27 protein-coding genes are annotated in these 24,855 nt (G+C 41.5%); 19 read left to right on the forward strand and 8 right to left on the reverse strand.

Annotated features, from left to right (window positions below):
• Positions 1-608: 608 nt before the first annotated feature.
• From PY091_RS10915 to arsB, 6 genes are all read left to right on the forward strand, one after another.
• Positions 609-776: a hypothetical protein gene (locus PY091_RS10915; RefSeq protein WP_275649692.1), complete on the forward strand. Its 168-nt coding sequence runs from the start codon at positions 609-611 to the stop codon at positions 774-776.
• A 321-nt stretch (positions 777-1,097) separates the two neighbouring features.
• Positions 1,098-1,430 carry an ArsR/SmtB family transcription factor gene (locus PY091_RS10920; protein ID WP_036379071.1) on the forward strand — a complete coding sequence of 111 codons (333 nt, stop codon included), beginning with the start codon at positions 1,098-1,100 and terminating at the stop codon, positions 1,428-1,430.
• Positions 1,431-1,498: 68 nt separating this feature from the next.
• The gene (locus PY091_RS10925; RefSeq protein ID WP_275649693.1) at positions 1,499-2,131 is read left to right on the forward strand and encodes a hypothetical protein; all 633 of its coding nucleotides are present in this window, start codon (positions 1,499-1,501) and stop codon (positions 2,129-2,131) included.
• The gene (locus tag PY091_RS10930; RefSeq protein WP_275649694.1) at positions 2,128-2,598 is read left to right on the forward strand and encodes a DUF6428 family protein; all 471 of its coding nucleotides are present in this window, start codon (positions 2,128-2,130) and stop codon (positions 2,596-2,598) included. The genes PY091_RS10925 and PY091_RS10930 overlap by 4 nt, the downstream gene beginning before the upstream one ends.
• 16 nt (positions 2,599-2,614) lie before the next feature.
• Positions 2,615-3,244, forward strand: coding sequence for an arsenate-mycothiol transferase ArsC (locus tag PY091_RS10935; protein WP_417957080.1), 630 nt, complete (start codon positions 2,615-2,617; stop codon positions 3,242-3,244).
• 3 nt (positions 3,245-3,247) lie between these two features.
• Positions 3,248-4,279: an ACR3 family arsenite efflux transporter gene (gene arsB, locus PY091_RS10940; RefSeq protein ID WP_275649695.1), complete on the forward strand. Its 1,032-nt coding sequence runs from the start codon at positions 3,248-3,250 to the stop codon at positions 4,277-4,279.
• A 132-nt stretch (positions 4,280-4,411) separates the two neighbouring features.
• Here arsB and PY091_RS10945 read toward each other — a convergent pair whose 3' ends face one another.
• From PY091_RS10945 to PY091_RS10955, 3 genes are read right to left on the reverse strand one after another with little or no spacing between them, the layout of a single operon-like run.
• Entirely contained in the window at positions 4,412-5,278 is an 867-nt protein-coding gene (locus PY091_RS10945; protein ID WP_275649696.1) for a sigma-70 family RNA polymerase sigma factor, read from the reverse strand.
• Between the two features lie 15 nt (positions 5,279-5,293).
• Complete coding sequence (locus PY091_RS10950; protein ID WP_275649912.1) at positions 5,294-6,028, reverse strand: NYN domain-containing protein; 735 nt, start codon at positions 6,026-6,028, stop codon at positions 5,294-5,296.
• 4 nt (positions 6,029-6,032) lie between these two features.
• The gene (locus tag PY091_RS10955; protein WP_152132369.1) at positions 6,033-6,227 is read right to left on the reverse strand and encodes a small ribosomal subunit protein bS21; all 195 of its coding nucleotides are present in this window, start codon (positions 6,225-6,227) and stop codon (positions 6,033-6,035) included.
• A 706-nt stretch (positions 6,228-6,933) separates the two neighbouring features.
• Between PY091_RS10955 and PY091_RS10960 the strand changes: the two genes are divergently transcribed.
• From PY091_RS10960 to PY091_RS10970, 3 genes are all read left to right on the forward strand, one after another.
• Positions 6,934-8,061 (forward strand): fatty acid desaturase family protein, encoded by a 1,128-nt coding sequence (locus tag PY091_RS10960; RefSeq protein ID WP_275649697.1) that lies wholly within the window; start codon positions 6,934-6,936, stop codon positions 8,059-8,061.
• Between the two features lie 58 nt (positions 8,062-8,119).
• On the forward strand, positions 8,120-8,317 hold the full coding sequence (locus tag PY091_RS10965; protein WP_275649698.1) for a cold-shock protein: 198 nt from the start codon (positions 8,120-8,122) through the stop codon (positions 8,315-8,317).
• A 133-nt stretch (positions 8,318-8,450) separates the two neighbouring features.
• Positions 8,451-9,617 carry an acyltransferase family protein gene (locus tag PY091_RS10970; RefSeq protein WP_275649699.1) on the forward strand — a complete coding sequence of 389 codons (1,167 nt, stop codon included), beginning with the start codon at positions 8,451-8,453 and terminating at the stop codon, positions 9,615-9,617.
• A 45-nt stretch (positions 9,618-9,662) separates the two neighbouring features.
• On the opposite strand, the gene PY091_RS18710 is transcribed toward PY091_RS10970, so the two are convergent.
• Positions 9,663-9,836: a hypothetical protein gene (locus PY091_RS18710; RefSeq protein WP_417957084.1), complete on the reverse strand. Its 174-nt coding sequence runs from the start codon at positions 9,834-9,836 to the stop codon at positions 9,663-9,665.
• Positions 9,833-9,979 (reverse strand): TerC family protein, encoded by a 147-nt coding sequence (locus PY091_RS18715; protein ID WP_417957157.1) that lies wholly within the window; start codon positions 9,977-9,979, stop codon positions 9,833-9,835. Before PY091_RS18715 ends, PY091_RS18710 begins: the two co-directional genes overlap by 4 nt.
• Positions 9,980-10,166: 187 nt before the next feature.
• On the opposite strand from PY091_RS18715, the gene PY091_RS10980 reads away from it, so the two are divergent.
• The 10 genes from PY091_RS10980 to PY091_RS11025 all read left to right on the forward strand — a co-directional run bounded on the left by PY091_RS10980 (position 10,167) and on the right by PY091_RS11025 (position 18,826).
• Positions 10,167-11,477, forward strand: coding sequence for a hypothetical protein (locus PY091_RS10980; RefSeq protein WP_275649700.1), 1,311 nt, complete (start codon positions 10,167-10,169; stop codon positions 11,475-11,477).
• 542 nt (positions 11,478-12,019) lie between these two features.
• Complete coding sequence (locus tag PY091_RS10985; RefSeq protein ID WP_275649701.1) at positions 12,020-12,625, forward strand: type IV toxin-antitoxin system AbiEi family antitoxin domain-containing protein; 606 nt, start codon at positions 12,020-12,022, stop codon at positions 12,623-12,625.
• 28 nt (positions 12,626-12,653) lie between these two features.
• Positions 12,654-13,394, forward strand: a complete 741-nt coding sequence (locus tag PY091_RS10990) for a nucleotidyl transferase AbiEii/AbiGii toxin family protein (RefSeq protein WP_275649702.1) — start codon at positions 12,654-12,656, stop codon at positions 13,392-13,394.
• A 1,214-nt stretch (positions 13,395-14,608) separates the two neighbouring features.
• Complete coding sequence (locus PY091_RS10995; protein ID WP_275649703.1) at positions 14,609-15,052, forward strand: GNAT family N-acetyltransferase; 444 nt, start codon at positions 14,609-14,611, stop codon at positions 15,050-15,052.
• Positions 15,053-15,060: 8 nt separating this feature from the next.
• The gene (gene rpsU / locus PY091_RS11000) at positions 15,061-15,258 is read left to right on the forward strand and encodes a 30S ribosomal protein S21 (protein ID WP_275649704.1); all 198 of its coding nucleotides are present in this window, start codon (positions 15,061-15,063) and stop codon (positions 15,256-15,258) included.
• A 28-nt stretch (positions 15,259-15,286) separates the two neighbouring features.
• Positions 15,287-15,478 (forward strand): hypothetical protein, encoded by a 192-nt coding sequence (locus tag PY091_RS11005; RefSeq protein WP_275649705.1) that lies wholly within the window; start codon positions 15,287-15,289, stop codon positions 15,476-15,478.
• Positions 15,479-15,528: 50 nt separating this feature from the next.
• Positions 15,529-16,335, forward strand: coding sequence for a pyrroline-5-carboxylate reductase (gene proC, locus PY091_RS11010; RefSeq protein ID WP_275649706.1), 807 nt, complete (start codon positions 15,529-15,531; stop codon positions 16,333-16,335).
• Positions 16,336-16,338: 3 nt separating this feature from the next.
• A complete protein-coding gene (gene proB / locus PY091_RS11015) occupies positions 16,339-17,109 on the forward strand; it encodes a glutamate 5-kinase (RefSeq protein ID WP_275649707.1) in 771 nt (256 codons plus the stop codon).
• 5 nt (positions 17,110-17,114) lie between these two features.
• Positions 17,115-18,314, forward strand: a complete 1,200-nt coding sequence (locus PY091_RS11020) for a glutamate-5-semialdehyde dehydrogenase (RefSeq protein WP_275649708.1) — start codon at positions 17,115-17,117, stop codon at positions 18,312-18,314.
• 182 nt (positions 18,315-18,496) lie between these two features.
• Complete coding sequence (locus tag PY091_RS11025; RefSeq protein ID WP_275649709.1) at positions 18,497-18,826, forward strand: YegP family protein; 330 nt, start codon at positions 18,497-18,499, stop codon at positions 18,824-18,826.
• A gap of 221 nt (positions 18,827-19,047) precedes the next feature.
• On the opposite strand, the gene PY091_RS11030 is transcribed toward PY091_RS11025, so the two are convergent.
• The 3 genes from PY091_RS11030 to PY091_RS11040 form a co-directional block, all read right to left on the reverse strand.
• Positions 19,048-19,629, reverse strand: coding sequence for a precorrin-2 dehydrogenase/sirohydrochlorin ferrochelatase family protein (locus PY091_RS11030; protein WP_275649710.1), 582 nt, complete (start codon positions 19,627-19,629; stop codon positions 19,048-19,050).
• A 71-nt stretch (positions 19,630-19,700) separates the two neighbouring features.
• Positions 19,701-20,642, reverse strand: coding sequence for a PorP/SprF family type IX secretion system membrane protein (locus tag PY091_RS11035; RefSeq protein ID WP_275649711.1), 942 nt, complete (start codon positions 20,640-20,642; stop codon positions 19,701-19,703).
• 2 nt (positions 20,643-20,644) lie between these two features.
• Positions 20,645-24,790: a T9SS type B sorting domain-containing protein gene (locus PY091_RS11040; protein WP_275649712.1), complete on the reverse strand. Its 4,146-nt coding sequence runs from the start codon at positions 24,788-24,790 to the stop codon at positions 20,645-20,647.
• Positions 24,791-24,855 lie beyond the last annotated feature (65 nt).

Consider the following 24,855-nt stretch of genomic DNA (forward strand, 5'->3'; position numbering starts at 1 on the left):
TTATTGGCCGGCCTTCTATGCCGATAAACTCCCCACTGATGTAAACTACTCCCATTTACTCCAAGGAGCGGTTACTTCCGTGGCAATCCAATAAAGACCGTGAAGATCAGTAATGGGTTCGGTTCCTTATCCATAAGGATACTTTTGGTATAGATCTCCAGAGATTCCAAAGCCCGAATCCAAAAAATAACTTTGTTGGGAGTTTTCGCCCCTACCCTTGGGAGCACATAAATTTCGTATCAAAGGTAGTCGAAATACGATCACATCGTATTTTTTTGTGCTTTATTTAATCATTCGCAAATTTCTGATATTTAAATAAATAGATGTTTTGTCATGAAGCGACTAAAAAGCCTTTAAATCACTGGCCCAAAGGCGGGAGGACTGAAAAATAAATGCACCCATAAATGATTCCATGTGATGAACAGCACCCGTAAGAGTATTTGGATACATATTGTCATGTAGTGTAGGTTGCATTGGATGGGGCAGACCATTGGAACCACTGAAAAAGGGCAAATATGAACCATCCAATATTACATTATAACCATGTATTGGTCGGTGTCCTACTTTTGTTTTACGGTGGCCATTTTTTCCAGCAAAGGTAGTATACCATGCCCGTTTTTGCATTCCGGGGCGTAAAAGACAAGGTGGTGATCAAAAAATACGAAAAGCATCAGGATATAGAAGGGGTAGGTAATTTCAGTGTCGGTAAACAACAAGACTACTTAGGTTCGTTTCGAAATCTTCAGCGTTCAAACATCCGGAACATAAAGAACTAAAAGAATGGGTAAATAACAAACATGTTGCTATTGATGGCGAATATGATATCCAAAACTTTCATCCAGAAAGGATAAATTATCAATTGCTCAATTTAGATACTTATATCAAGGATTGGGAAAATGAACATCATAAATAGTAAAAACCGTTTAAAAAAGTGGCTTGTCAACGATATTGGTTTTGAAGAAAACCTCCCCTAAAAATCGGTGTATCTACAGGGATACCTTTTCAAGGTATTGCAATAGTCCCATATTGCGGCCATTATTTAGAACCTTCTTGCAACGGTCAAAAATATATCGTATTATTGCGATTAAATAATTAATATGGGACTGGCCAAGACCGAAATATTTACCGAAAACCAGAATGAGCTCGCCCTCATCGGGAAGGTATTTGCCCATCCCGCCCGGATTGCCATATTGCAGCACCTCTTCAAGGTCAAGGCGTGTGTCTGCGGTGACCTTGTGGACGAAATTGGATTGGCACAGCCCACCGTTTCCCAGCACTTGAAGGAACTTCGGAACATGGGACTGATCAAGGGCGATGTGGAGGGTACTAGTGTCTGTTACTGTGTCAATGTGGCCAACTGGAACGAAATGAAGGATAAGTTCAAGGCATTCCTGGATCAGGGGATCGAACTGGACCAAGAGTGCTGTTAGTATTTTTTTGAACTAATTAATCGTTTTATTGCGATTAACAAATAAACTAAAACCATAAAAAAGAAACCATGAAAACAAAAATGATCCGAACCATGGCACTGCTGTTGCTGTGCCTTCCATTGACCACACATTCCCAGAAACTAAGGGGAAAGATCCAACGCACCGTAAAGGAACTGAAGACCGTTTTTCCCCAGATACCGAAAGAAAAGATCCAGCTTTTGGACCAACTTGCCGCCAGGATGGTGTCCAATATGGGGGAGACCTCTTATACCGTTGTATTTGTGGACCAGACCAATGACGATATGGGCCAATTGGCCATGATCTGGCTCAGGACAGGTCTTATGTATTACGGATTAAATGACAAGTTCAAGGTAGAATCCGCAGGTCTGGATACCGCCAACGAGACCCTTGCCGGCCTGGCCCTATTGAAGAACGATGGGTTCAGGGTCACCAATGCACAGGGCGAATCCCTGTTTACGTATTCGGTACGCTATGGCTCCGATAGTTGGACCATCAACAGAAAGGCCCTTGAATCCTTGGATTTGGACGAGGACAGCAGTATCAAGGTATATGTCCAGGATGGGCTGACGGACCGAAATGCGGAGATCCTTTTTGAAAACAAGGCCGTTATCGCGGGGGAGATGATCTATGTCGCCACGAAGGTCGATGCCATTATCAAAGCTAAAACAAACAATCCATGAAATTATCAGAAGTAAAAGAAGTGCTGTCCCAATTGAAGACCCTTGGTTTCCAATTGCCCGCCGGGGAAATGGTCCCCGGACATTTCCATGTCACCGAAGTGGGGAAGATCCACAAACACTTTATCGACTGCGGGGGAACCGTGCGCAATGAGGAGGTGGTCAGCTTCCAACTGTGGGAGGCCGATGACTATGACCACAGGCTGCATCCCGAAAAGTTGGTACATATCATCGAACTGTCCCAAAAGGTGTTGGGCATAGCGGATTCCTTGGAAGTCGAAGTGGAGTACCAGGGTACCACTATTGGGAAATATGGCCTTGCCTTTGATGACGGTCATTTTCTGTTGACCACCAAGATGACCGACTGTCTTGCCAAGGACCAGTGTGGGGTCCCCGAAAAAAAACCAAAGGTAAGACTGTCCCAATTGACCAACGAGCCCTGCTGTTCTCCTGACGGTAATTGTTGTTAAACCATAAATCCAAACCATGAAAATGACCACTAGTTTGTTCCCTGAAATAGCGGGATTCATCGCAACCTTGAAACAGGATGCCATTTCCCCGGAGCGTAGGGAAATCCTTGATCCCCTTGCCGGTTTCATCCAGTCGAAAGTCTTGGAAGATCAAGAAATACGTTTGAATTTCATTTGCACCCACAATTCCAGGAGGAGCCACCTGTCCCAGATATGGGCACAGACCATGGCGTGCCATTTCAACATCAAGAACGTGTTCTGCTATTCGGGGGGCACCGAGGCCACGGCCCTGTTCCCGATGGTGGCGGAAACCTTGGGAAAACAAGGGTTCCAGATCCAGCAGCTTTCAGAGGGACAAAATCCCGCTTATGCCATCAAATTTGCGGAAAATGCCCATCCAGTGATCGGGTTCTCCAAAAAAATGGACAATGCCTTCAACCCAAGTTCCGGCTTTGGGGCCATCATGACCTGTGATTCGGCCAATGAGGCCTGTCCCTTTGTGCCCGGTGCGGAAAAGCGGACCCCCATCACCTTTGAGGACCCCAAGGCCTTTGACAATTCCCCGCAACAGGCCGAGAAATACCTTGAACGAAGCGTACAGATCGCAACAGAACTTTGGTATGTATTTTCACTGATCAAATCATAACACATGGCAGTAAAAAAATTGAGCTTTTTGGACAGGAACCTTACCCTTTGGATCTTTATCGCCATGGCGGTAGGGGTCGGTATCGGTTACCTTTTCCCATCCTTCCCTGACATCATCAATTCGTTCAACAGTGGCACCACCAACATACCCATTGCCATAGGTCTCATCCTGATGATGTACCCACCTTTGGCAAAAGTGGATTATAGACTATTGCCCAAGGTGTTCAAGAACACCAAGATAGTGGCCATTTCCCTGGTGCTCAACTGGATCATCGGCCCCGTGTTGATGTTCATTCTGGCCATCCTCTTTTTGAGCGACTATCCAGAGTATATGGTCGGGTTGATATTGATAGGATTGGCCCGTTGCATTGCCATGGTACTGGTATGGAACGATCTGGCCGAGGGCAGTGCGGAATATGGAGCGGGGCTGGTGGCCCTGAACAGTATCTTCCAAGTGTTTGCCTATAGTTTCTATGCGTGGATTTTCATTACTGTTTTGCCCCCGTATTTTGGCTTTGAAGGGGCCATAGTGGACATCTCCATTAGTACCATAGCGGAGAGTGTGGCCATTTATCTGGGTATCCCCTTCCTTATGGGCATCCTTAGCCGAACGCTATTGGTCCGCATCAAAGGGGAACAGTGGTATGCCCAAAAGTTCATACCCGCCATTTCCCCCATGACCTTGGTCGCCCTGTTGTTCACCATCGTGATCATGTTCTCCCTCAAAGGGGAGCTTATCGTGGAGATTCCCATGGACGTTGTGGTGATCGCCATTCCCCTTTTGGTGTACTTTACCCTGATGTTCATCATCGGGTTCTTTTTCAGTAAGGCCATGGGTGCCGAATACGATAAGACCGCCTCTGTGGCCTTTACGGCTGCCGGGAACAATTTTGAGCTCGCCATTGCCGTGGCCATTGCCGTTTTCGGACTGGATTCCGGCCAGGCCTTTGCCGGGGTCATAGGACCCTTGGTGGAAGTCCCCGCCCTGATCTTATTGGTCCGGGTCGCCTTTTGGCTGCGTAAGAAGTATTTTTAAACCATCAACTGCTTAAAGCATGCGATTAACTTAGTTATTGTTCAAGGAAATAAGTTAAAGGATCGGTGAGAAAAGATTATTCATAGAAAAGTGTATTGAATAAAGAAAACAGTCTAAAGTTAAAATAAAGGATCATTCCAAATACTGCTTCAAAATTTCAATTCTAGAGGAGCTTCTTAACCTGGCCAAGGCATTTACTTTTATTTGTCTGACCCTCTCTTTTGTAAGGTCCAAATTAAAAGCAATTTCTTCCAATCCCATGGAATCTTCTGCTCCTATCCCAAAGTACATCTTAATCACAAAAGCTTCGCGATAAGATAAAATATCCAAAACACCATCAATTTCCAATTGTAATGATTGATCGATCAGCTTTTGTTCTGGGCTAACAAACCCATCGGAACGCATCACGTCATGTAAGTTCAATCCTCCATCCCCAACCCCCAATGGCTCATCCATTGAAAGGGGCCAGGAAGAGTGCTTTAAGCATATCTGAATCTCCGATAGTGAGAAATCGATCAGTTCAGATATTTCTTCTGCTGTTGGTGGCCTCTGATGCATTTGTTCGAAATGGGAAGAGATGCTGTTTATCTTGTTGATTACATTTATTTTGTTCAAGGGCAATCTGACCATCCTTGATTTTTCCGTAAGCGCCTGTATTATTCCTTGACGTATCCACCATACTGCATAGGAAATGAACTTGAAACCACGCGTCTCATCAAATTTGGATGCTGCTCTGACCAGCCCAACATTCCCTTCATTGATGAGGTCATGTAAATTTAGACCCCTTGATTGGTACTGTTTCGCTACGGACACAACAAATCGTAAATTGGCGGACACCAACTTTTCTAAAGCTTCGTTATCTCCTTGCCTTATGCGAACGGCCAGATCAACCTCTTCCTCTTCGGTTACCATTGGAATTCGACTTATATCACTAAGATACTTGTTCAGGGAAAGGGTATCCCGTGTTGTTATTTGCTTTGATATGGTAAGAGATCTCATAGGTTTTGTTTTTCATTAGGCCATCGTCCTTACATAAATCAAGTTTCCATTGCCCTTTGGATTTTTTCTAGACCCTATTTCGATTTGACCGATGGATTTGACCAAAGGGGTCAACTTTTTGAAACCATAATTCCTTGCATCAAAATTGGGTTGTTTCTTTTGCAACAATGTGCCTACCTCACCTAAGAACGCCCAACCTTCCTCATCCTCCACATCGGCAATGGTGGAAAGTATAAGATCAATAACCTTTGGGGTGATTTTATCAATCTTGTTTTTATCATTTTTCTCAGGAGTATTGGACTCTCCCACATGGGTCTTATGAAGTATCTCAAGGTATATGAACTTGTCGCATGAAACGATAAAAGGATCTGGGGTCTTTCGCTCTCCAATACCAAAAACTGTCATCCCAGCCTCTCTCAGCCGTATGGCCAGTCGTGTAAAATCACTGTCACTGGAGACCAGGGAAAAACCATTCACCTTTCCAGAATAGAGTATATCCATAGCATCAATGATCATGGCACTGTCCGTTGAATTCTTACCGGTGGTATACCCATATTGTTGCACAGGGGTAATGGCATTTTTTAGAAGGACATCTTTCCATTTTGTCAAACTTGGCTTTGTCCAATCCCCATAGATTCTTTTGATACTTGGATTCCCATATTTGGCAATCTCTTCCAACATTTCCTTCACATATTTGGAAGGGATATTGTCACCGTCTATTAAGACGGCTAGGTTTAAATCTTTGTCCATAAAATCACTCCTCATTCTTTTTTAAATATTCCTTTCTATGGATTGCCTTTTTCAGGCCCTCCCTTCTCTCCTCGGATTTTTTGGTAAACTCCTGATTGTCCCTGATACGTTTCAACTGTTGGGTGTTCCTCACCTTGTTCCTATACCTTTTTAAGGCCCTTTCTATGTTCTCGCCTGGAACTATCTTAATTATCAGCATATTTTCTTGTCATTACTTATTATTTAAATCCTACCATTAAGGGCCAATATTTACACATTGGACTCTTTTTCAGGGATATAGCGGATTCCCTGGCATATACAAAATTTTGGACTTTGACCTGTTTGGTCTGGTCTTAAAAATGTGAATATTGGTTCAAGCAAAAAATAACTAAGAGGTGGCCCTTTGTGAATTGTAAATGGGAAAAAGGGAGGGCTATCTTTTTATTTAAGGATTGGAGCAATCATCGTCCATAACCCGTGATGCGCTGTAAAGGAAAGGATTTAAATTGGAACTAAACCCGTTTGCCCAGTTTATTTTATGATAAGGAATGGTTCTACTTTCATAGTGCACGATCGTTTTTTCGATTCTAATTGCCTTTGAAATGGCAATTCAACCTTTCAATAGTTTCGTTTCCTAAAATACTTATTTTCAATAATTAACACATTATTGGGGAATACTGCCCAGATAAATGGTAAGTTTGTGAGGTTAAAATTCAGAAAGCCCAAGTCAATTTAGTCTTCGCAGATTTTCAATTCATTTTCAGCTCTCTTCTTTTTAATTTATAACGTAGTCAAATATTTTAAGCCAAACGTTAAGGATGGTGACGCCTTTATGGAGTCGGACAATTATGTAAGGGTCCCCATATTTGGATAATTCTTCAACATGCCCAAGCCAATTGCGCTTATCAATTATCCCTTTATATCACATGCGTGAGCAACACCAAACCGCAATTAATGGCATTAACAAGCCAAGATTTTCAAAAAATTCAAATTCTGATTTTTCAAAAACCCTAAGAAACCGGGTCAGCACCTATTTTAAAACGAACAATATCAGTAGGCATGCCAACAAAAGTATGGTTTTGAAGACCATGGTCATGCTCACTGTTTATTTTGCCCCCTTGATTTTCATAAACATAGGGATGGTTACCACTCCCTTGCTACTTTTTGGTCTTTATATAATAAGTGGAATAGGAATGGCGGGAATAGGAATGGGCATTATGCACGATGCCATCCATGGATCTTACTCCAAAAACCAAAAAGTGAACACATATCTTGGGTACACCATGAACCTTATAGGTGGTAATGCCGCTGTTTGGAAAATCCAACACAATGTACTCCATCATACCTATACCAATATAGAGGGGGCCGACGATGACATTAACGCTCCTTTTTTCCTTCGGTTTTCCCCACATGCCAAAAAAAATGGCCTGCATAGATTCCAATACTTGTATGTATGGTTCTTTTATGGCCTATCCACGGTCTCTTGGATAACCACCAAAGATTTCATAAGACTTGATCGGTATCGGAAAATGGGATTTTTCAACAAAAAAAATGGTTACAGGAATGCACTCATGAAGATTGTTGGGTGGAAGTTGATATACTTTTCGTATGCCTTGATCATACCCTTGTTGGTTGTACCTCTGTCCCCATGGATCATCGTCCTAGCTTTTCTCAGCATGCATTTTGTTACAGGTCTACTGATAAGCATCGTATTTCAAGTGGCGCACATCATGCCAAATACGGAATTTCCACTGCCTAATGAAGATGGGGTAATTTCAAGTGACTGGGCAGACCACCAACTGGCCACAACAACTAATTTTTCTCCCAAAAGCAGGATATTTTCATGGCTGATTGGCGGGTTGAACTATCAGGTGGAGCATCATCTATTGCCCAATGTCTGTCATATCCATTACAGAAAAATATCTGGTATCGTAGCGGATACTGCCAAGGAATTTGGGATTCCTTATAATACAAAAAGAACATTTATCGCCGCCATTATCGACCATGTTGGAGTTTTACGAAAGTTAGGAAAGGTACAACCTGTTCATACCTGAAAGAGGAGTGATAATAAAAACAAACATTGAATAGAATATTAATTTTAAACATAAAGTAATGCAAGAAGGAACAGTAAAATTTTTTAACGAAGCAAAGGGTTTTGGTTTTATTCAGCCCAATGATTCCAATGATGATGTTTTTGTGCACCAAACTGGTCTCATAGATAAAATCCGTGAAAACGATAAGGTGAAATATACAATGGAAAGAGGCCAGAAGGGCATGAACGCCGTAAATGTCGAATTATTGATCAATTAGATTCTAGAATCCAAGAACAATAAAAACCATCTCTAAATGATGGTTTTTTTATGCGGTAAACTGTCCCAAAGCCCATTTAAACAGTTGGTATCCTAAAGGTATATTTTTCAAACAAACGGGATTACCACGATCCATGGTCAGGTTTATTCCGTACATAAGAATCAATAGTGCCCCTTTTCACTCAATCCTTGCCGAACCATTGGAGCAAAACAACACTGAACCTGGAAAGTTTACTGAGAAATCCGATCCTGAGCGACTATATTTTATAGATGCGCTTCGTGCCTGGGCCATTTTGATGATGCTTCAGGGACACTTTGTGTCCGCATTATTGATGGAAAGCTATCGGGAAGATGGAGGTGCGACCTATTTCGTCTGGGCTTATCTCAGGGGAGTGACAGCACCCGTTTTCTTTACCGTATCGGGATTCATATTCACCTATTTGCTCTTCAAGCACTATGAAAAAGGATGGGCAAATCCCCGTATTAAGAAAGGATTCAAAAGAGGTGGCCTGCTCATTCTCATCGGTTATGTGTTGCAGATCAAGTTCGGCCTATTGTTGAAAGGCTCGATCAATACCAGTTTTGATATTGTCCATGTCCTACAATGTTTGGGACTCTCTATGATCTTGATCATTGTCCTTTATTTGACCACCCATAAGTTCAGCAAATACGTATTTCAAATCTTTTTGGGCTCCATTACCATCTTGCTCTTCCTCTCCAATGGCACCTTGGGCCAATGGGAGTACAGTTTCCTGCCCGACTGGTTCTCCAATTATATCACACGGGAAAATGGTTCCGTTTTTACCATGGTGCCTTGGTTTGGTTTTGCAACGGCAGGTGGGTGCATTTCGGGGTTTTTCCAATCCAATCTCACCAAAAAGGGGTTCTACCCCAAAGCATTTTTGATCATCCTGTCCATCGGCATCCTATTGATCTTCCAATCCTATGAGTCAATAAGGGACCTAGTAAGCTTGACTGAAATCCGTTTTTTTCATAGTGCACTTGACGACAGTTATCTTTTTGCCCGTTTGGGCGTGGTCCTTGTGGTCTTTGCGCTATTCATTTTTTTGAGAAATATTTTAAACCACAAGATCATTAATGATATTGGGCAAAACACATTGGCCATTTATATCCTGCATGCTATAGTCCTCTACGGTAGTATTACAGGATATGGCCTGAGCAGGTATTACCATCACTCCCTCTCTCTTTCACATGTTGTCCTTGGGGCAGTCCTTTTTCTTATCGTTATTTGTTCCGTGGTCCTAATGGCCGATAGGAAAGTAAAGCGGCTTTTTAGCTAAGACCGGTTGTGCCAAGGGTTCCCAATATTGCCCATCATGTGTGGTTCATTCCTTTTCCTTTCTGGACGAAGCCAAAATCACAATGGCCAGCGACAGGACAATAAACCCCAAGGAAGCCCATTCTGGAAAGCTATAATGATGTGCGAGTATCAACTTGACCACGACAAAGCCCAATATTGCCACCTGACTATATTTGAGGTGGTGGAACCTGTTGATCATGTGGAAAGGAAAAAGTTCATCGATTGGAGTCCCAAAATGGCAAACATATTGGAACTGAAGACCAAAAAGGGATCCGAGGCAATGGCCAAGTTGGCGGGAACACTGTCCAACGCAAAGAGGACATCGGAAAACTCGATAATCACCAAGGCGACGAACAATGGTGTGGCCGCAGTAATGTGGTGAAGTTTGATAAAAAACTTCTGGCCCTGCTTACTGAATTATAGTTCTTCTTTTAAATCTCTCCCAGATTCCTTAAATTCAGCAAAAGCTATTGGATATACATATCGCAAAACCAATGACACTTCATATAATCAACCTTGCATCTGGCGTATGTACCTTTTAAAGAACTTTATGCCCAAGATTGGTGATGGCACCAATCCTTTTGGAAAACGTTCTTTGAAAATATTCAGACTCCTTCTTCCCTACTTGATAAGTGCTGGACTTTCTTTTTTGATTTTTAAAGTCCACATGTTGGTCGAGGTCGACAGTATGCTCAACGAAAAAAACGATGTGATTTCAAACGGGTTCCTTACTTCACAGATAACTTATCATAAGGAATTTGCCCCCTTTGCCCGAAGGCCATTGACCACCTTATTGGTGGAACAGGTGTCAAACGGCTTAGGGATCACTTTGGGCAAGGCCTTTGTATGGGTCAATTTTTTCTTATTGTTCCTAGCTGGGGTATTGTTGTTCCGTTTTTCAAGGGAAATGGGTTCTGGATATGTAAAAGGCATTATGAACATCATTTTTTTCTTCTTGTCATTTTCGGTGTTGTTCGCCTTTTTTCCACCTATCTTCAGTTATGATGAACCGTTGCAGTACTGCTTGCTCTTTGCAGGTATGACCTGTTTCCTTAGAAGACAATGGATGGGTTACGTACTTTGGTTCACAGCTGCGATGATAGCCCGGGAGAACACAGCTTTTTTGATTCCGGGTCTTTTGGCCTTTCTTCCGGACCTTCACCCTAAAGGTCACAGACTCTATTCCTCGGAACACTTATTGGATTACCTTTTGATCGGCTCGCCCATACTGATCTATGCGGCGTTCCTTGTATTTTTTATGGAATGGAATGGTCTATGGATACCGACACAAATGGAATTTCAGGACAGGTTGCTTTCTATTAAGGAAAATTTCAGGGATGCCCAAAGCTCTATCGAAACTTTGATCTCTATCGTCTTGACCTTGGGGATGTTCGTTTACTTCATCTTCGGTCCAATTGGCCATGCCCCCAAGAAGACAGAGAAAAAGTTTGTCCGGGCATTTGTGCTGAGCTGTTCCGTAAACACCGTTGCCGTTCTCGTGGGGGCTTTGGCAAGGGAAGCCAGGTTGTTCTCCCTTCCACTTATCTTTTTATGGCCCATAATGGGACAATATTGTTCCATGGAAATTTCCTTGTTGCTCTCCTATAAGACCTATGTTGCTTGTTTTTCAAGATTAAAGTATATGGCCCTTTTAGGCATCCTGACCCTTTTGAACTATCTCGTTTCCTTTAAAGTGTACCAACCCAGTTCGCACCCTGCCGACAACTACTTCAACGAATATCTTTTCACCGCACTGATGATTATGTATGTACACTATTTATTAAGACAATATACTAGGCACGATGCTTTGGAGGTCACTCCTACTTCATTTTCGCTATAAAAAATTGCCCGAAAAGATTGTTTTTTGGATAAAAGGGCGTGAGTTCCAGGTTTCAGGCTCAAGTTTCTTGAATACTTAAAAACATTTTAGGGTCAGGTTTCAATATCTTGACGATGGTTTTCCTTTCTTATAGACCATTGACCTTTTGAACAAACTTCAGTGTCCATCAACCTCACTACGCATCATTTTTACTGGCGTTTGACGCATTTCAGTTCTTAAAAGGATAATAATAAGATTCTTGTAGTTACCTGCATTTCCCATATCATATTTGGTATAAAAGTCCTGGCCTTAGGAACAATGATTAAATTAAATAGTTCCCCTTTGTTTTTAATGAAATTTTTTTCTTTTTCAACACTACCACAAATCGACCCCTTGTACAGAAAGGTTGTACAATTCTCAAAAAATAGAATTGCTTATCGTGAATCCCTTATGTTTCGCACGAAAGAGGAAATATCAAGATCAAGGACTCCCCCTTTAAGTCATTGTAATAATTTAAGCATATAATCGGAAATAATCCGATTATCATGTGAAAAAACATCAATATGGATTTTAGAGCATTAGTAAAGGAATATGCCGAAGGCCCAATATCAAGACACCTGATTCTGGGGCTACTACATGAGTATCAAAGTCCGAACGACAAAATCAGTGGATTGATCAAAAACAAGGAACTTATTTCCATTAGAAGAGGTCTTTATGTCATAGGCCCCAAAATAGACCTGCCGTCACCCGAGCCTTTTTTGATAGCCAATCACCTAAGAGGGCCAAGTTATGTGTCATTGGAATCTGCTTTGTTTTATTGGAACATCATTCCGGAGCGCTCCTATGAAATAAGTTCCGTAACCCTAAAAACCTCCAAAACCTATAAAATCCCTGTTGGGCGGTTCAGTTACCGACACTTAAAAACTCCTTATTATTCATATGGCCTAAAAAGTGTAGCTTACTCCAATAAACAAACTATCATTATTGCTTCTCCGGAGAAGGCCATATGCGACAAAATTGTCCTGACCGCAGGTATCAATCTTAGAAGTATCAGTCAAACCAGAGTATTGTTATTGGAAGATTTCCGAATGGACATCGAAGTACTGCGTACATTGGATACGCAGGCCATGGAAGCATGGATAGAAAATGCACCAAAAAAAATAGCTTAAAAACCCTCATCCAAACCCTAGTTGCCTTATGATCAAAGAATGGATTGCTGAATATGGCCCAAAAAATGAAGAAGAGGTACTGTCCGCATTGCGTGAAATCATGCAGGAAATTACCCTGGCAGGTCTATCAGATTTTTACGAAAAGGCCGCTTTTTATGGGGGAACCGCCCTGCGAATCTTTTATGGCCTTGATCGATTTTCAGAGGATTTGGATTTCTCCCTACTACAACCTGATCCCAATTTTTCCATTGAGCCCTATTTCAAAGCCATTGTGGATGAATTCAAATCATTGGGGCTCAATGTCAGCATAAAGGAAAAACAAAAAGCTGAAAATTCCTCGATCGACTCCGCTTTCTTGAAAGCTGAAACCATATGGCAAGAAATTGTGTTGGAGGACATCATCAAGGAAACCGGGGTCCGTTCCAACAAGACCTTAAAAATAAAAATAGAAGTGGGCCGAATGCCCCCTTTACATTTCAGCACCGAAGAAAAGCTGCTACTTCGTCCATTTTCCTTTTATGTGAAATGTTACACTAAACCCAGCCTATTTGCAGGGAAAGTCCATGCCCTACTTTTCAGAAAGTGGAAAGATAGGGTAAAGGGAAGGGATTGGTATAATCTGGAATGGTACATTAAAAAGGGTATTGATCTGGATACCGATCACTTTTTGGCTAGAGCCAAAGATACGGGTAACTGGAAAGAAGACAGCATTTCACCCGAGGATATCATGGAATTGCTCCATAAAAAAAATCGAATCCGTTTCTTTTAAAAGTATCAAGGAGGATGTCGTAAGGTTTATTAAAAATGATGAAGTTTTAAATATTTGGGGGCCTGAATATTTCAATGACCTAATAGAGAAAATCAAATTCAAGAATACTTAATGTGTTAGGATATTTGGAAGAATGGTGGGTTTAAAAAGAGTTGCTTTAAAGGTCCAAAAAAAGAATGAAAAATCTATGCCATAAAATGGAATTAAAAAATACACATTTACAACACAGAAATAGTAATCCTAGCCTTATTGAAACCAAAACTTCATTTTACACTAAAATCCATCATTTTTAATGTTAAAAAGGTTAAAATTTGTTAAAAGGTGAGCAATTCGGTGCCTCTTGATTTTACCCCTCTCGGAAGCCCTGAAAAATCGGCTCTTCTGGTAAAAAGTTCGAGTCCCGTCCAGACCGCAAAAAGCTCCGAGAAATCGGAGCTTTTTTGTTTTGAACCATTTGCTCCCACAATCACCGGACAGCTAAATCCAAAGAATTTCTATATTTATTTACAGTCCAAGTGCCCTATCTAATTTATTTGGACCTATTTTTTGATACAGTCAAACATCTTATCGTTTGAGCAAAGCTCTTCTTCATCGAACCCCTATATTGCTGATAATCAAAAATAGTACAAAACAAAACATATGAAGATTTAAAAACAGGGCCAAGATGGCAGGGACAGAGTTGGGTAAAGGTTTCATCTATGTGATTTCAGAAATCAATAACTGACGTAAACATTACTCGATGTAATCATCATGCAGGGCAAGGTGATTTGTATCCAATGTTCGATAGCTACAGGGGTAACAGGTATTGACCATCTAACCTTGAGGAGAATTTCAGACTTTTTTTGGTGCAAAGAAATAGTTTCAACATCCACGTAAAGCAACATGAACTATGGCTTTACAAACGTTATTAAAATCTTAAACCCCAGTATTATTGGGATTTATAGACGGTTTTACTTACCTTTGCACCGATGAACGTCAAGCTCCACGAGAGAAAGAATTGCAGAATCCTGAGTTTTCATTATCTGGTATTCAGAAACCAGCCGGATAAGTTCATTCCGCCTACCCTTTAATTACCTCTCCCTTTATTGGGAATTCAACCCTGTTGTCCAGGGGATTGGAAAAATTAACTTTTTCCGGCATTTCCTTTTTTGCCCTTTTTAAATCTATCAACTAAAAACAAAAAAATTAGAACCGTTATCGTTCAAAATAAAAGCATGGTAATCAAGACCTACGATGCCTATACCAGACTTTCAACTATGGAAGCTGACCGTTATGCCAATTTTCTATTCGAAAACCAAGAAGGCAAAAAGGCTACCAAGCAAGCCATTAGAAAAGCTATACAATATTCCACCAAGGACATTCCCGGATTGGGCGGTTATGTGTTTGCCATGGAGGATAAGGATGAAATTTTGGGTTTGGCCGTGGTGAACAAAACAGGTATGGGAGATTATATTCCTGAAAATTTTCTGGTGTTTTTTGTAATACACAGGGAACATAGGGGGTACGACATCGAAAAAAAATTATTGGACTATACGCTACAATATTGCAAAGGGGATGTTGCCATACACATAACCAGCGAAAACCAATATCCCAACAAAGAATTTTTTGAAGAGAAAGGGTTCCACACAACCCATTTAGAAATGAGATTGAACAGATAAATCATTATATGCTAAAAATAGAAGTAAAACCCGGCGAAAGTATTGAGAGAGCCTTAAAGCGCTACAAAAGAAAATATAGGAATACCAAGCGTTTGGATCAAATCAGAGATCGCCAAGAATACACGAAAAAATCTGTAGCGCGCAGAAAAACATTAAAAAAAGCGCAATACAAGGAACAATTCCTGAGAGAACAGGATGACCAATAACATTAAAACAAAAAGTATCAACAACAAAATGAGACTTTCAAGAATTAAAAGGGAAACCAAATATGAAAAACGCTATAGTGTTAAAATGGGAGAACTTACGACCCGTGTGACATACATTAAAAGGTATGTTATGGGATTGCCCATTCGCACTTTGCACAAATACCGTGAGACTTACAACGGAAAAATCAAAGATTGCAAGGAATGTAATGTATTAGCTTAACATCAACCATTTATAATCTTAATTAATTATTTAACCTTTTAATAAAAACAATGAAAGTATTGGTTATTGGCGCAGGTAACATGGGGCTTACCTATGCCACAGGTATGTCTAAATCCAAACTGTTGAAAAAACGCAACATTATGGTACTGGACAAATCAAAAGAAAAATTAGAAGAAGTAGGAAAAATAGCCTATTTCGATGCCATGGACAAAGTTGAGGATTGTGTACCACAGGCAGACATCATCTTTTTGGCCGTAAAGCCATATCATGCAGAAGACTTATTCAAACGCATGAAAAGTTTGGTCAACCCGGAACAACTTTTTATATCTATCATGGCCGGTGTTACCATAAATTACATTCAAGAATCACTTGGCATCAAAAAAGTGGTAAGGGCCATGCCCAATTTACCGGCACAGGTAGGCAAAGGACTCACAAGTTATGTTTCTGCCGAAGAAGTATCCCGCTTGGAACTCTTTATGGTAGAAGGTCTTTTGGACACTACTGGTAAATCCTTAAGGGTAAAAAACGAAAAGTTTATCGATGCCTCAACTGGAATATCCGGTAGTGGACCGGCATACGTATTCTACTTTATGCAGAGCATGATGGAGGCCGCCCTACAAATGGGATTCTCTGAAAACGTATCCAAAGTTTTGGTAAGCCAGACTTTTACAGGTGCAGTAGAGCTGTTCAACCAGAACAACCTGAACCCGGATACTTGGATGGAAAGGGTAGCATCCAAAGGTGGAACTACTAGGGCCGCCCTAGATTCCATGGAAGACAACAACGTAAACGAATTAATTAAAGAAGCCGCCTTTGCAGCATTTGGAAGAGCTGTGGAACTAGGCGAAGAATACTAAATCATGTATAAAGAACTAGTGGTCATCAAAGTAGGAACCAATGTGATGACCAATAAAGACAACAGAATTGTAAGACCCGTGCTCAACAATTTGGTACAACAAATTGCAGAGCTTTATGAAAGGGATATCATGACCATTTTGGTCTCCTCTGGATCGGTAATCGCCGGTAAAGAGGTTTTGGGTAAAGCAAAAATCAAAGATAAGACCCAACGCAGACAGGTATATTCTGCGATTGGGCAGCCCAGAATGATGAGACATTATTACAACATCTTTAATGATTATGGTATGAAATGTGCCCAAGTACTGCCCACTAAAAGGGATTTTAATCCCGGGGTTCACAGGGACAACATGATCAACTGCCTCGAAGGCCTACTTTCGGAAGGGGTAATACCTATTGCCAATGAGGACGATGCAGTTTCCGTGTCCATGTCCATGTTTTCGGACAATGATGAGCTGGCCACATTATTGGCTCAGCTTATGAAGGCCGATAAATTGATTCTGATGACGGATATCGATGGCCTGTACGATGGACACCCAGAACAAGAAGATTCCAAGGTAATCGATAAGGTAGAACCAAAAGAAGACTTGGATAAGTATATAAAAGAAGGAAACAAGGAAGAAGGTGAAGGCCGTGGTGGCATGGGCTCAAAATTGAACTATGCTCAAAAAGCCGCTGCCAATAACATTCCATCCTACATTGTGAATGGAAAGAGAGACAACGTCATTTTAGATGTTATAGAAGGAAAAAACGTAGGAACAGAAGTTTCAAAATAACAGTAATGAAATTATTAGACACAGATTTAAAAAATAAAGTATTAAAAGATATGGAGCGAATCCTCGATGAAAATCGGGATGAGTTGCTCCAAGCAAATCAAAAAGACTTGGACGCCTTTAACCGCGACGACCAAGCTCTGTACGATCGTTTGGTCGTCGACCAAAAGAAAGTAGACCAAATGATCCAGGCCGTTAAGGAAGTCCGCTTGCAGGAGGATCCAGTGAACAAGGAAATTTCTACAAGAGAACTTGACAACGGACTAAAAATTATTAATAGAACGGCACCATTCGGTACCATAATGATCATTTACGAATCAAGGCCGGATGTGACCGTTGAGGCAGCAGTGCTTGCATTTAAGGCCAACAACAAAATATTGCTAAAAGGAGGTAAAGAAGCCTACCATAGCAACAAGGCCCTTGTAAAATTTTGGCACCAGGCCCTTAAGGAAAATAATTTATCCGAGGATTTTATTCAGTTCTTGGAAATGGACAGAACTCAAACACAAGAGTTTTTAAGAAACCCGGATCAAGATTTGGACCTGATAGTGCCTCGTGGAGGTGAACGCTTGATCGCTTTTGTAAAGGAACACGCCAAGTGTGCGGTACTTATCAGCGGTAGGGGCAACAATTTCCTATATGTACACAAAGAGGCGGATTGGGATAAAAGCTTAAAAGTCATTTTAAACGCCAAAACCCACAAGATTTCGGCCTGTAACGCTTTGGACAAAATTTTGATGGATACCCAAATAGATGGTTACGAGGAAAAGCTAAAGGAACTAAAGAAGGTCCTCGAGGCAAACAACGTTTCCATTATTGTGGACGACGAAGTCAAAAAAGTATTGACAGACGAAAATACGATTACCGATGAATCCATTTGGCAGGAAGAATTTTTGGCCATGAAATGTGTAATCGGTGCTGTTGATAATATTGATGCAGCGATTGAAAAAATCAACAAAAACTCAGGTGGCCACTCTGCATCCATAATGACAGAGAACAATGAGGTGGCAAGAATGTTCATGGAAAACGTGGATTGTGCCGCTGTTTACCAAAATGCCTCAACAAGATTTACCGACGGAGGCCAGATGGGTGTTGGCGCAGAACTTGCCATAAGTACCGATAAATTGCACCACAGAGGTCCATTGGGGCTAAAACAATTGGTCACCAACAAATATTATGTATTTGGCGATGGACAGATAAGAGTATAACCACTCACAAAAACTTTCAAAAAGGAGGCCTAAGCGCCTCCTTTTTTTATGGTTATGCCAAAGGGATGAATCCCGTATTTACCCCAAAACATCCAATAGCTTATTTTATTTGCAATTTTTAATCCATTTATTGGTCAAATTTTGAGAAAATATCTAGATTTATTACTCAAAATAGAATAAACATGGGAAAATTTGAGATTAAAACGGATAAAGCCGGAAAATTCAGGTTCAATTTAAAAGCTGGAAACGGTCAAGTAATTTTAAGCAGCCAGGGGTATTCCTCTAAATCTGCATGTGAAAATGGCATCGAGTCTGTGAAAAAGCACTCACAGGATGATGCGAATTTTGAAAGAAATGAGGCAAAGGATGGAAGTCCATATTTTAACCTAAAGGCCTCTAACGGTCAGGTAATCGGGAACAGTGAAATGTATTCTAGCGATTCCGCCATGGAAAACGGCATTGCCTCTGTTAAAAAGAATGCTCCCGATGCTTCGGTTGAGGAAGTGGAATAACATTTGGATAAATTTATTGGAGCAGCCCTTTTCTAGGGCTGTTTTTTTATATCCTTTTTAGTCACAGAATCAATACCATACTTCATGGTTATAAATCGGCCGAAACAATAAAAGTATATCAACCCCAAAGAAGCGTGACCTATTAGGAGCATAGATATGGAAATTAATAAAAACTCGAGGAAAAAAGATGACTTGATCGAAGCTATGAAGCCCTTATAAGATCAATCCTTTTTATTTACAAGACCTTTGGTAAACTCATTTAATGCCTCCACTTTCTCTTCAAAATCCCCCTTTAGGGTCTTGCGATATTCGTTCAGGTTATTCACCAAATCGTCTATATTTTCGGGTAGTACGTCTTCGAAAAACTGACGCAATCTTTTAGCCGTGGTAGGTGATTTTCCATTGGTGGAAATAGCGACTTTAACATTGCCCTTTGTTACAATTCCCCCCATATAAAAATCACAAAAAGGCGGATTGTCCGCAACGTTGACCAATTTGCTCAACCTCCTACAATCGTGATAAACCTGTTCATTTACTTCTGGTTTATCGGTACAGGCCACGACCATATGCTTACCTTCCAAATACTTTTCAGTGTAAACATCTTTAGTAATTTCCACATTGTGCTTTTGGGCAAGCTCCAAGGTATCCGTTAAAAACTCGGGGGCTACCATTTGTACTTGGGCATTTGGGCTGGATTTCAGCAGAAATGTCAATTTTTCCAATCCTACGTTCCCCCCACCTACAACTAATACATTTAAATTGGAAACCTTTAAAAAAACGGGATATAGCTCATTTCTCTCCATAGCAGATCAATTTTATCAGCAAAATGCAAAGTTAAAGATACTGACTATTTCTGGCTGAAGAACCGTATGTTTTAAAATGTCGGGGCCTCTTTTTGTTTTTGGGAAGACTTGAACTCGTAACGAACAAATAATTCATGCGAACCACCAGTATAACTAGCCAAATTGGATGTGGTAAGATCATAGGCGTAACCTGCACTGAAATTGGAGTTTATCTGCATACCCAATAAAGTGGAAAAAGAATCGTCCCAGCGATAGGCCAGTCCAAAAGTGAACGTTTCCTTGAGCAATGCATTTACGGAAACATCCGCAATAATCGGAGCGCCCGGCACCCATTTCACAAAGAACGCTGGCTTTAATTTTACATCTGGGGTCAAATCCATCACCTTACCTCCGATAAAGTAATAGTGCAAACGTTCGGCAGCAATTTCCTGTTCCTCGCCATCGTAATGTTTTTGCGAAAAAAAGTTGGGTATGGCAAAGCCCAAATACCCCTTCTTCGTATCGTAATACAGTCCGGCACCAATGGTGGGAAAGAACTTGCTCTTCATATTGTTCTGAAAGGCCACATCGGCATCTTCTGTAAGTCCTTTTGAGAAATCAACATCAAAAATTCGACCGCCCAACTTCATTCCAAAAGACAGCTTGCTGTTGGTACTATCCAACTGAATGGTATAGGAAACATTTCCATCCACCGATATTTCAGAGGAAGGTCCCAACGCATCACGGGAAATGATCCCTCCAACACCAAGTTTATTTTCCAAGGGGGTATCTACGGCCAACACCTGGGTATTGGGAGCTCCATTAATGCCCACCCATTGCGAACGGTGGAGAAGCAGAGCGGTTAAATGACCGTTATTACCCGCGTAGGCAGGATTAACGCTCATTGTATTGTACATGTACTGGGTAAATTGTGGATCCTGTTGCGCATAAATGGAAATTGAGCACAGGGTCAGTAATAGTACACATAGTTGCTTATATCCCTTTTTTATATATTTTGATGATACCATCCCCATTCTTATCTATTTAAATACAACCAATCCGTTCGCGGTTCCGAACCATCACCCAAATCCAGTACATAATAATAGGTTCCAACGGGCAATTGGTCTTCTGGTTGAACCATGGCACGTCCATTGGGGGTACCGTCCCAATCATTATTATAAGATTTGGTCTGGTAGACAATGTTGCCCCATCGATTGTAAATCTGAAGCGTATTGCCCGGATACCTCGATATGCAATCGATTTTAAAAAAATCGTTGACACCATCTCCGTTGGGTGAAAATTCGTTGTATACGACCAAACAGCTAGGTTCCACAAAAGCTTCGTCCGAGTTGTTGTTTTCATTGGAATCCCATTGGTCCATATAGACTAAACCGACCCTGTTTATATAATCTTCAATATCCAGAACTTCCACGGTAAGTGATAGAGTGGCGGTTTCAGAAATTGCCAAGGATTCGATCTCCCAAAAAGAAGCTTCAGTATCGAACGTTCCCATGGATACTTCTGCACTGATAAATCGGTAACCCAAAGGGAGTTCTTCCTGAACACCGATATGGGTAGCATCATCCGTGCCTTGATTGGTCACCGTAATATCAAAAACCACCTCATCACCGATATTGGGCGCGACGTTATTGACACTTTTCGTAATTGCTATATCCGCAACTTGCGGTACCACAAACGCAGTGGCTTCGTCATCATCCGCAATACCATCTGCAAAATCGTCCTCTCCAATCCCTGTTGATGGGTCACTGTCCGGATCCGCATACAAACTGGAAGAAATAAATGTCTTGTTCAGATACTCGTCTTCTGCACCTATTGGTGGATTGACCACGGCCAATATTTCCAAACTTTCCGAATCCTGATTCAAAATGGTTCGGTTCACGTTCCAAACTCCAGAAACAGGATTGTATACCCCTGCAGTAGAAGAATGGGACTCGTAAGTATAGCCAGCTGGCAACCTATCAGTCACCTCAACATTTCTGGCATCCGAAGGACCGTTGTTGGTTACACTGATAACAAAACGAACCACATCTCCGACGTTAGGATTCCCATTATCTACGGTTTTGGACAATGAAAGGTCATTAAGACCGCCAGGAACAGGAATCACCGTTGCTTGATCGTCTTCGGAACCCAAATTATTGTTAGGAGTGGAATCGGGGTCATAGGTATCCAAAGCTGTTAATTCAGCAGTATTTTGGTATTCCCCGCTAGAAAGAACAATTGCCCTGATCGTCAATGTTTCGGTGGCTCCGTTGGAAACCGATGGCAAATCCCATGAGCCTGCAATTTCATCGTAGAGTCCAGCTGATGTTATAGCGGAAACAAATTGATAACCATTTTCCAACTCATCCTCAATAATCAATCCTGAAGCATCATTGGGTCCATTGTTGTTCACCTCTATGGTAAAAACAACCTCATCCCCTACTTCGGGATTCATATCGTTTATAGTTTTGTTCACCGAAATATCGGTTACCTGTCTTGGCAGAACCGTTAATTCATCTTGATCATCTTCCGAAACAATGCTATTGTCGGGAGTAGAATCCACATCAAAAAAAGTAGCATCCACTACTTCGGTGGTTACCATATAATTTCCGGAAGGATTCACTTCGGCCACAATCCGTAGCTCTGTTTGCGACCCTAAGGCCAGATTGCCGACATTCCAAATCCCGTTGGATGGATTAAACACTCCTCCCGAATCATCGGAAACATAAGTAAAGCCATTTGGCAATCTATTCTCTACTTCAATTCCAATAGCATCACTAGGTCCCTCGTTCAACAATACTATGGTGAAGGTGACCTCTGAACCCACATCTGGGGTCGCATTGTCCACACTAATATCCAAATTCAAATCCGCAGATGGAATGGGAGTGGTTCCCGCATTGTCCTGATCGTTTTCAAAAACGTTATTGTTGTTGGGAATGGAATTAGGATCGTATTGATCCGAAGCAAACACTTCGGTTACATTGAAATAATCACCGGTATTGTTCACCTCGGCCACTATGGTCAGGGTCTCGGTGCTAACATCCGCCATATCCCCATTAAGTGTCCACATTCCCGTGGTAGGGCTATAAATTCCTGCCGTGGTACCATGTGACACATAGGTGTATCCATCTGGTAATAAATCCATTACCTCAACACCCGTAGCATCACTTGGACCCAAGTTTGTAATATTGATGGTAAAAATGACTTCTTGACCCACATATGGGCTTAAAATATTTACCGATTTGCGCAACAAAAGGTCGGCCACTGGAATTACAACGGGCTCAATGGTCTGTTGATCATCTTCGGACTCATTGTTATTATTGGGCGTTGAATCCGAGTCCTGTTCAGAAACATTGGTCAACTCGGCGGTGTTGCTATAATTTCCCGCTGATAAAACCTCAACGGCAATTTCCAAAGTCTCGGAAGCTCCATTGGCCAAATCACCTACGACCCAAGATCCATTATTGCCATTATAGGTTCCATTGGACGGCGTTGCATTGATCAATCGATATCCTGTTGCCAAAACATCGGTAACCACAACATTGGTAGCATCACTAGGTCCATCATTTTGAACCGTTACTGTGAAAAGTATCTCTTCTCCAACCTCTGGAATAAACTGATCCACTGTTTTGCTTACAGCAATATCCACTAATGGTTCTGGCACCACCGAAACACCATCCTGATCATCCTCGCCAGGAGCATTATTGTTCGGTGCAGAATCGATATCGGTCTGGTCGTGGCCTGTGATTTCAGCTATATTATCATAATCCCCAGAAGCATTTACATTGCATAGAATACTGAGGCTAATGGACTCACCATTTACCAGTGACCCCACATTCCAAACTCCAGTATTTTCATTGTAGGACCCTCCGCTATCATCTGAAACATAAGTGTACCCCGATGGCAGTAGGTCGGTTACTTCAACATTAGTAGCATCACTAGGCCCTGCGTTAGTCACCGTAAGGGTAAACCTTACATTGTCGCTTACCAAGGGAGGTGATTTATCAATGGTCTTTGTCAACGATAAATCTATGACAGGTTGTGGAGTCAAAAGAATATCGTCTTGATCGTCCTCAATAAGATTATCGTTATTGGGAGTTGAATCTATATCAAATGCATCTGAAGCTGTAATTTGAGCTGTATTGGAATAATTTCCTGTAGGGTTGATATCGACAACAATGGTCAATGTTTCCATAGCGCTATTGGACACCGTCCCAACATTCCAAATCCCTGTAATAGGGTCATATGTTCCTGTGGTCGCTGAATATGAGTCAAAGCTAAACCCGGACAACAACTGGTCCTCGACCTGTACATTGGCTGCATCGTGGGGACCACTATTGGAAACTGTTATCTCAAAACTGGCCTGTTCGCCTACAAAAGGCGATAAATCCCCACCTACAATGGATTTGTTCAATGATAGATCGGCCTGAACAGGGGCAGCTTCAATATTGCCTTCATCATCTTCGCTTTGATCGCCATCGTCATTGTTGGGTGTACTGTCCGTATCGATTTGAGCGGCAAAAATAATTTCAGCAACGTGGATGTACTCTCCTATAGTACCCGTTGGCGTGAGTACTGTAGCATTAAAGCTTAACGAAACCGTATTACTGCCTACCGGGACATTAAAACCAAACCAAGTTATTTTTTGAGAACCATCGACAGAACCAGAATTATCGATTGCTGTTATATTATTATAACCCGATGGTACAAAATAATCCAACACAACATTGGTGGCACCAATATCCCCAAAATTGCTGATGTTTACCGTAAATGTGACTTCTTCTCCTATATCCGGTACTGCATTACTGGATACAATTTCTATTTCCAAGTCTATGGCCTCAACCGTTATACCAACTAAGTCTGATGCCGTATCGCAGCTTGGCCCAGAAACTGTCCACTCAAAAACATAATCTCCAGGGACCAAATCCAATAGCTGGGTCTGGGGGTCATTGATATCATCGAAATTTACCGAGGTTGGTCCAGACAAACGGGACCATGTTCCGGAACCGCCTACTGGAGGCGTATCCGCATCCATAAATACAGAAGTAACCTGAGATATTGTTTGATCGGGTCCTGCGTTTACTGCACAATCCTGAGCGTATCCTTTTTGTACCGAAGCCAGCACAAGAAAAACCATCAATAAAAAAAACCTGATAAAAAAGGAGGTTTGGGGTTTGTTCATAGTTTGTATGATGAGGTTTTCCTTACGTAGTAAGGCTTAATCAAACTTATCAAGAACAGGGTAAA

The organism is Flagellimonas okinawensis, assembly GCF_029194005.1.
Lineage (GTDB): Bacteria > Bacteroidota > Bacteroidia > Flavobacteriales > Flavobacteriaceae > Flagellimonas > Flagellimonas okinawensis.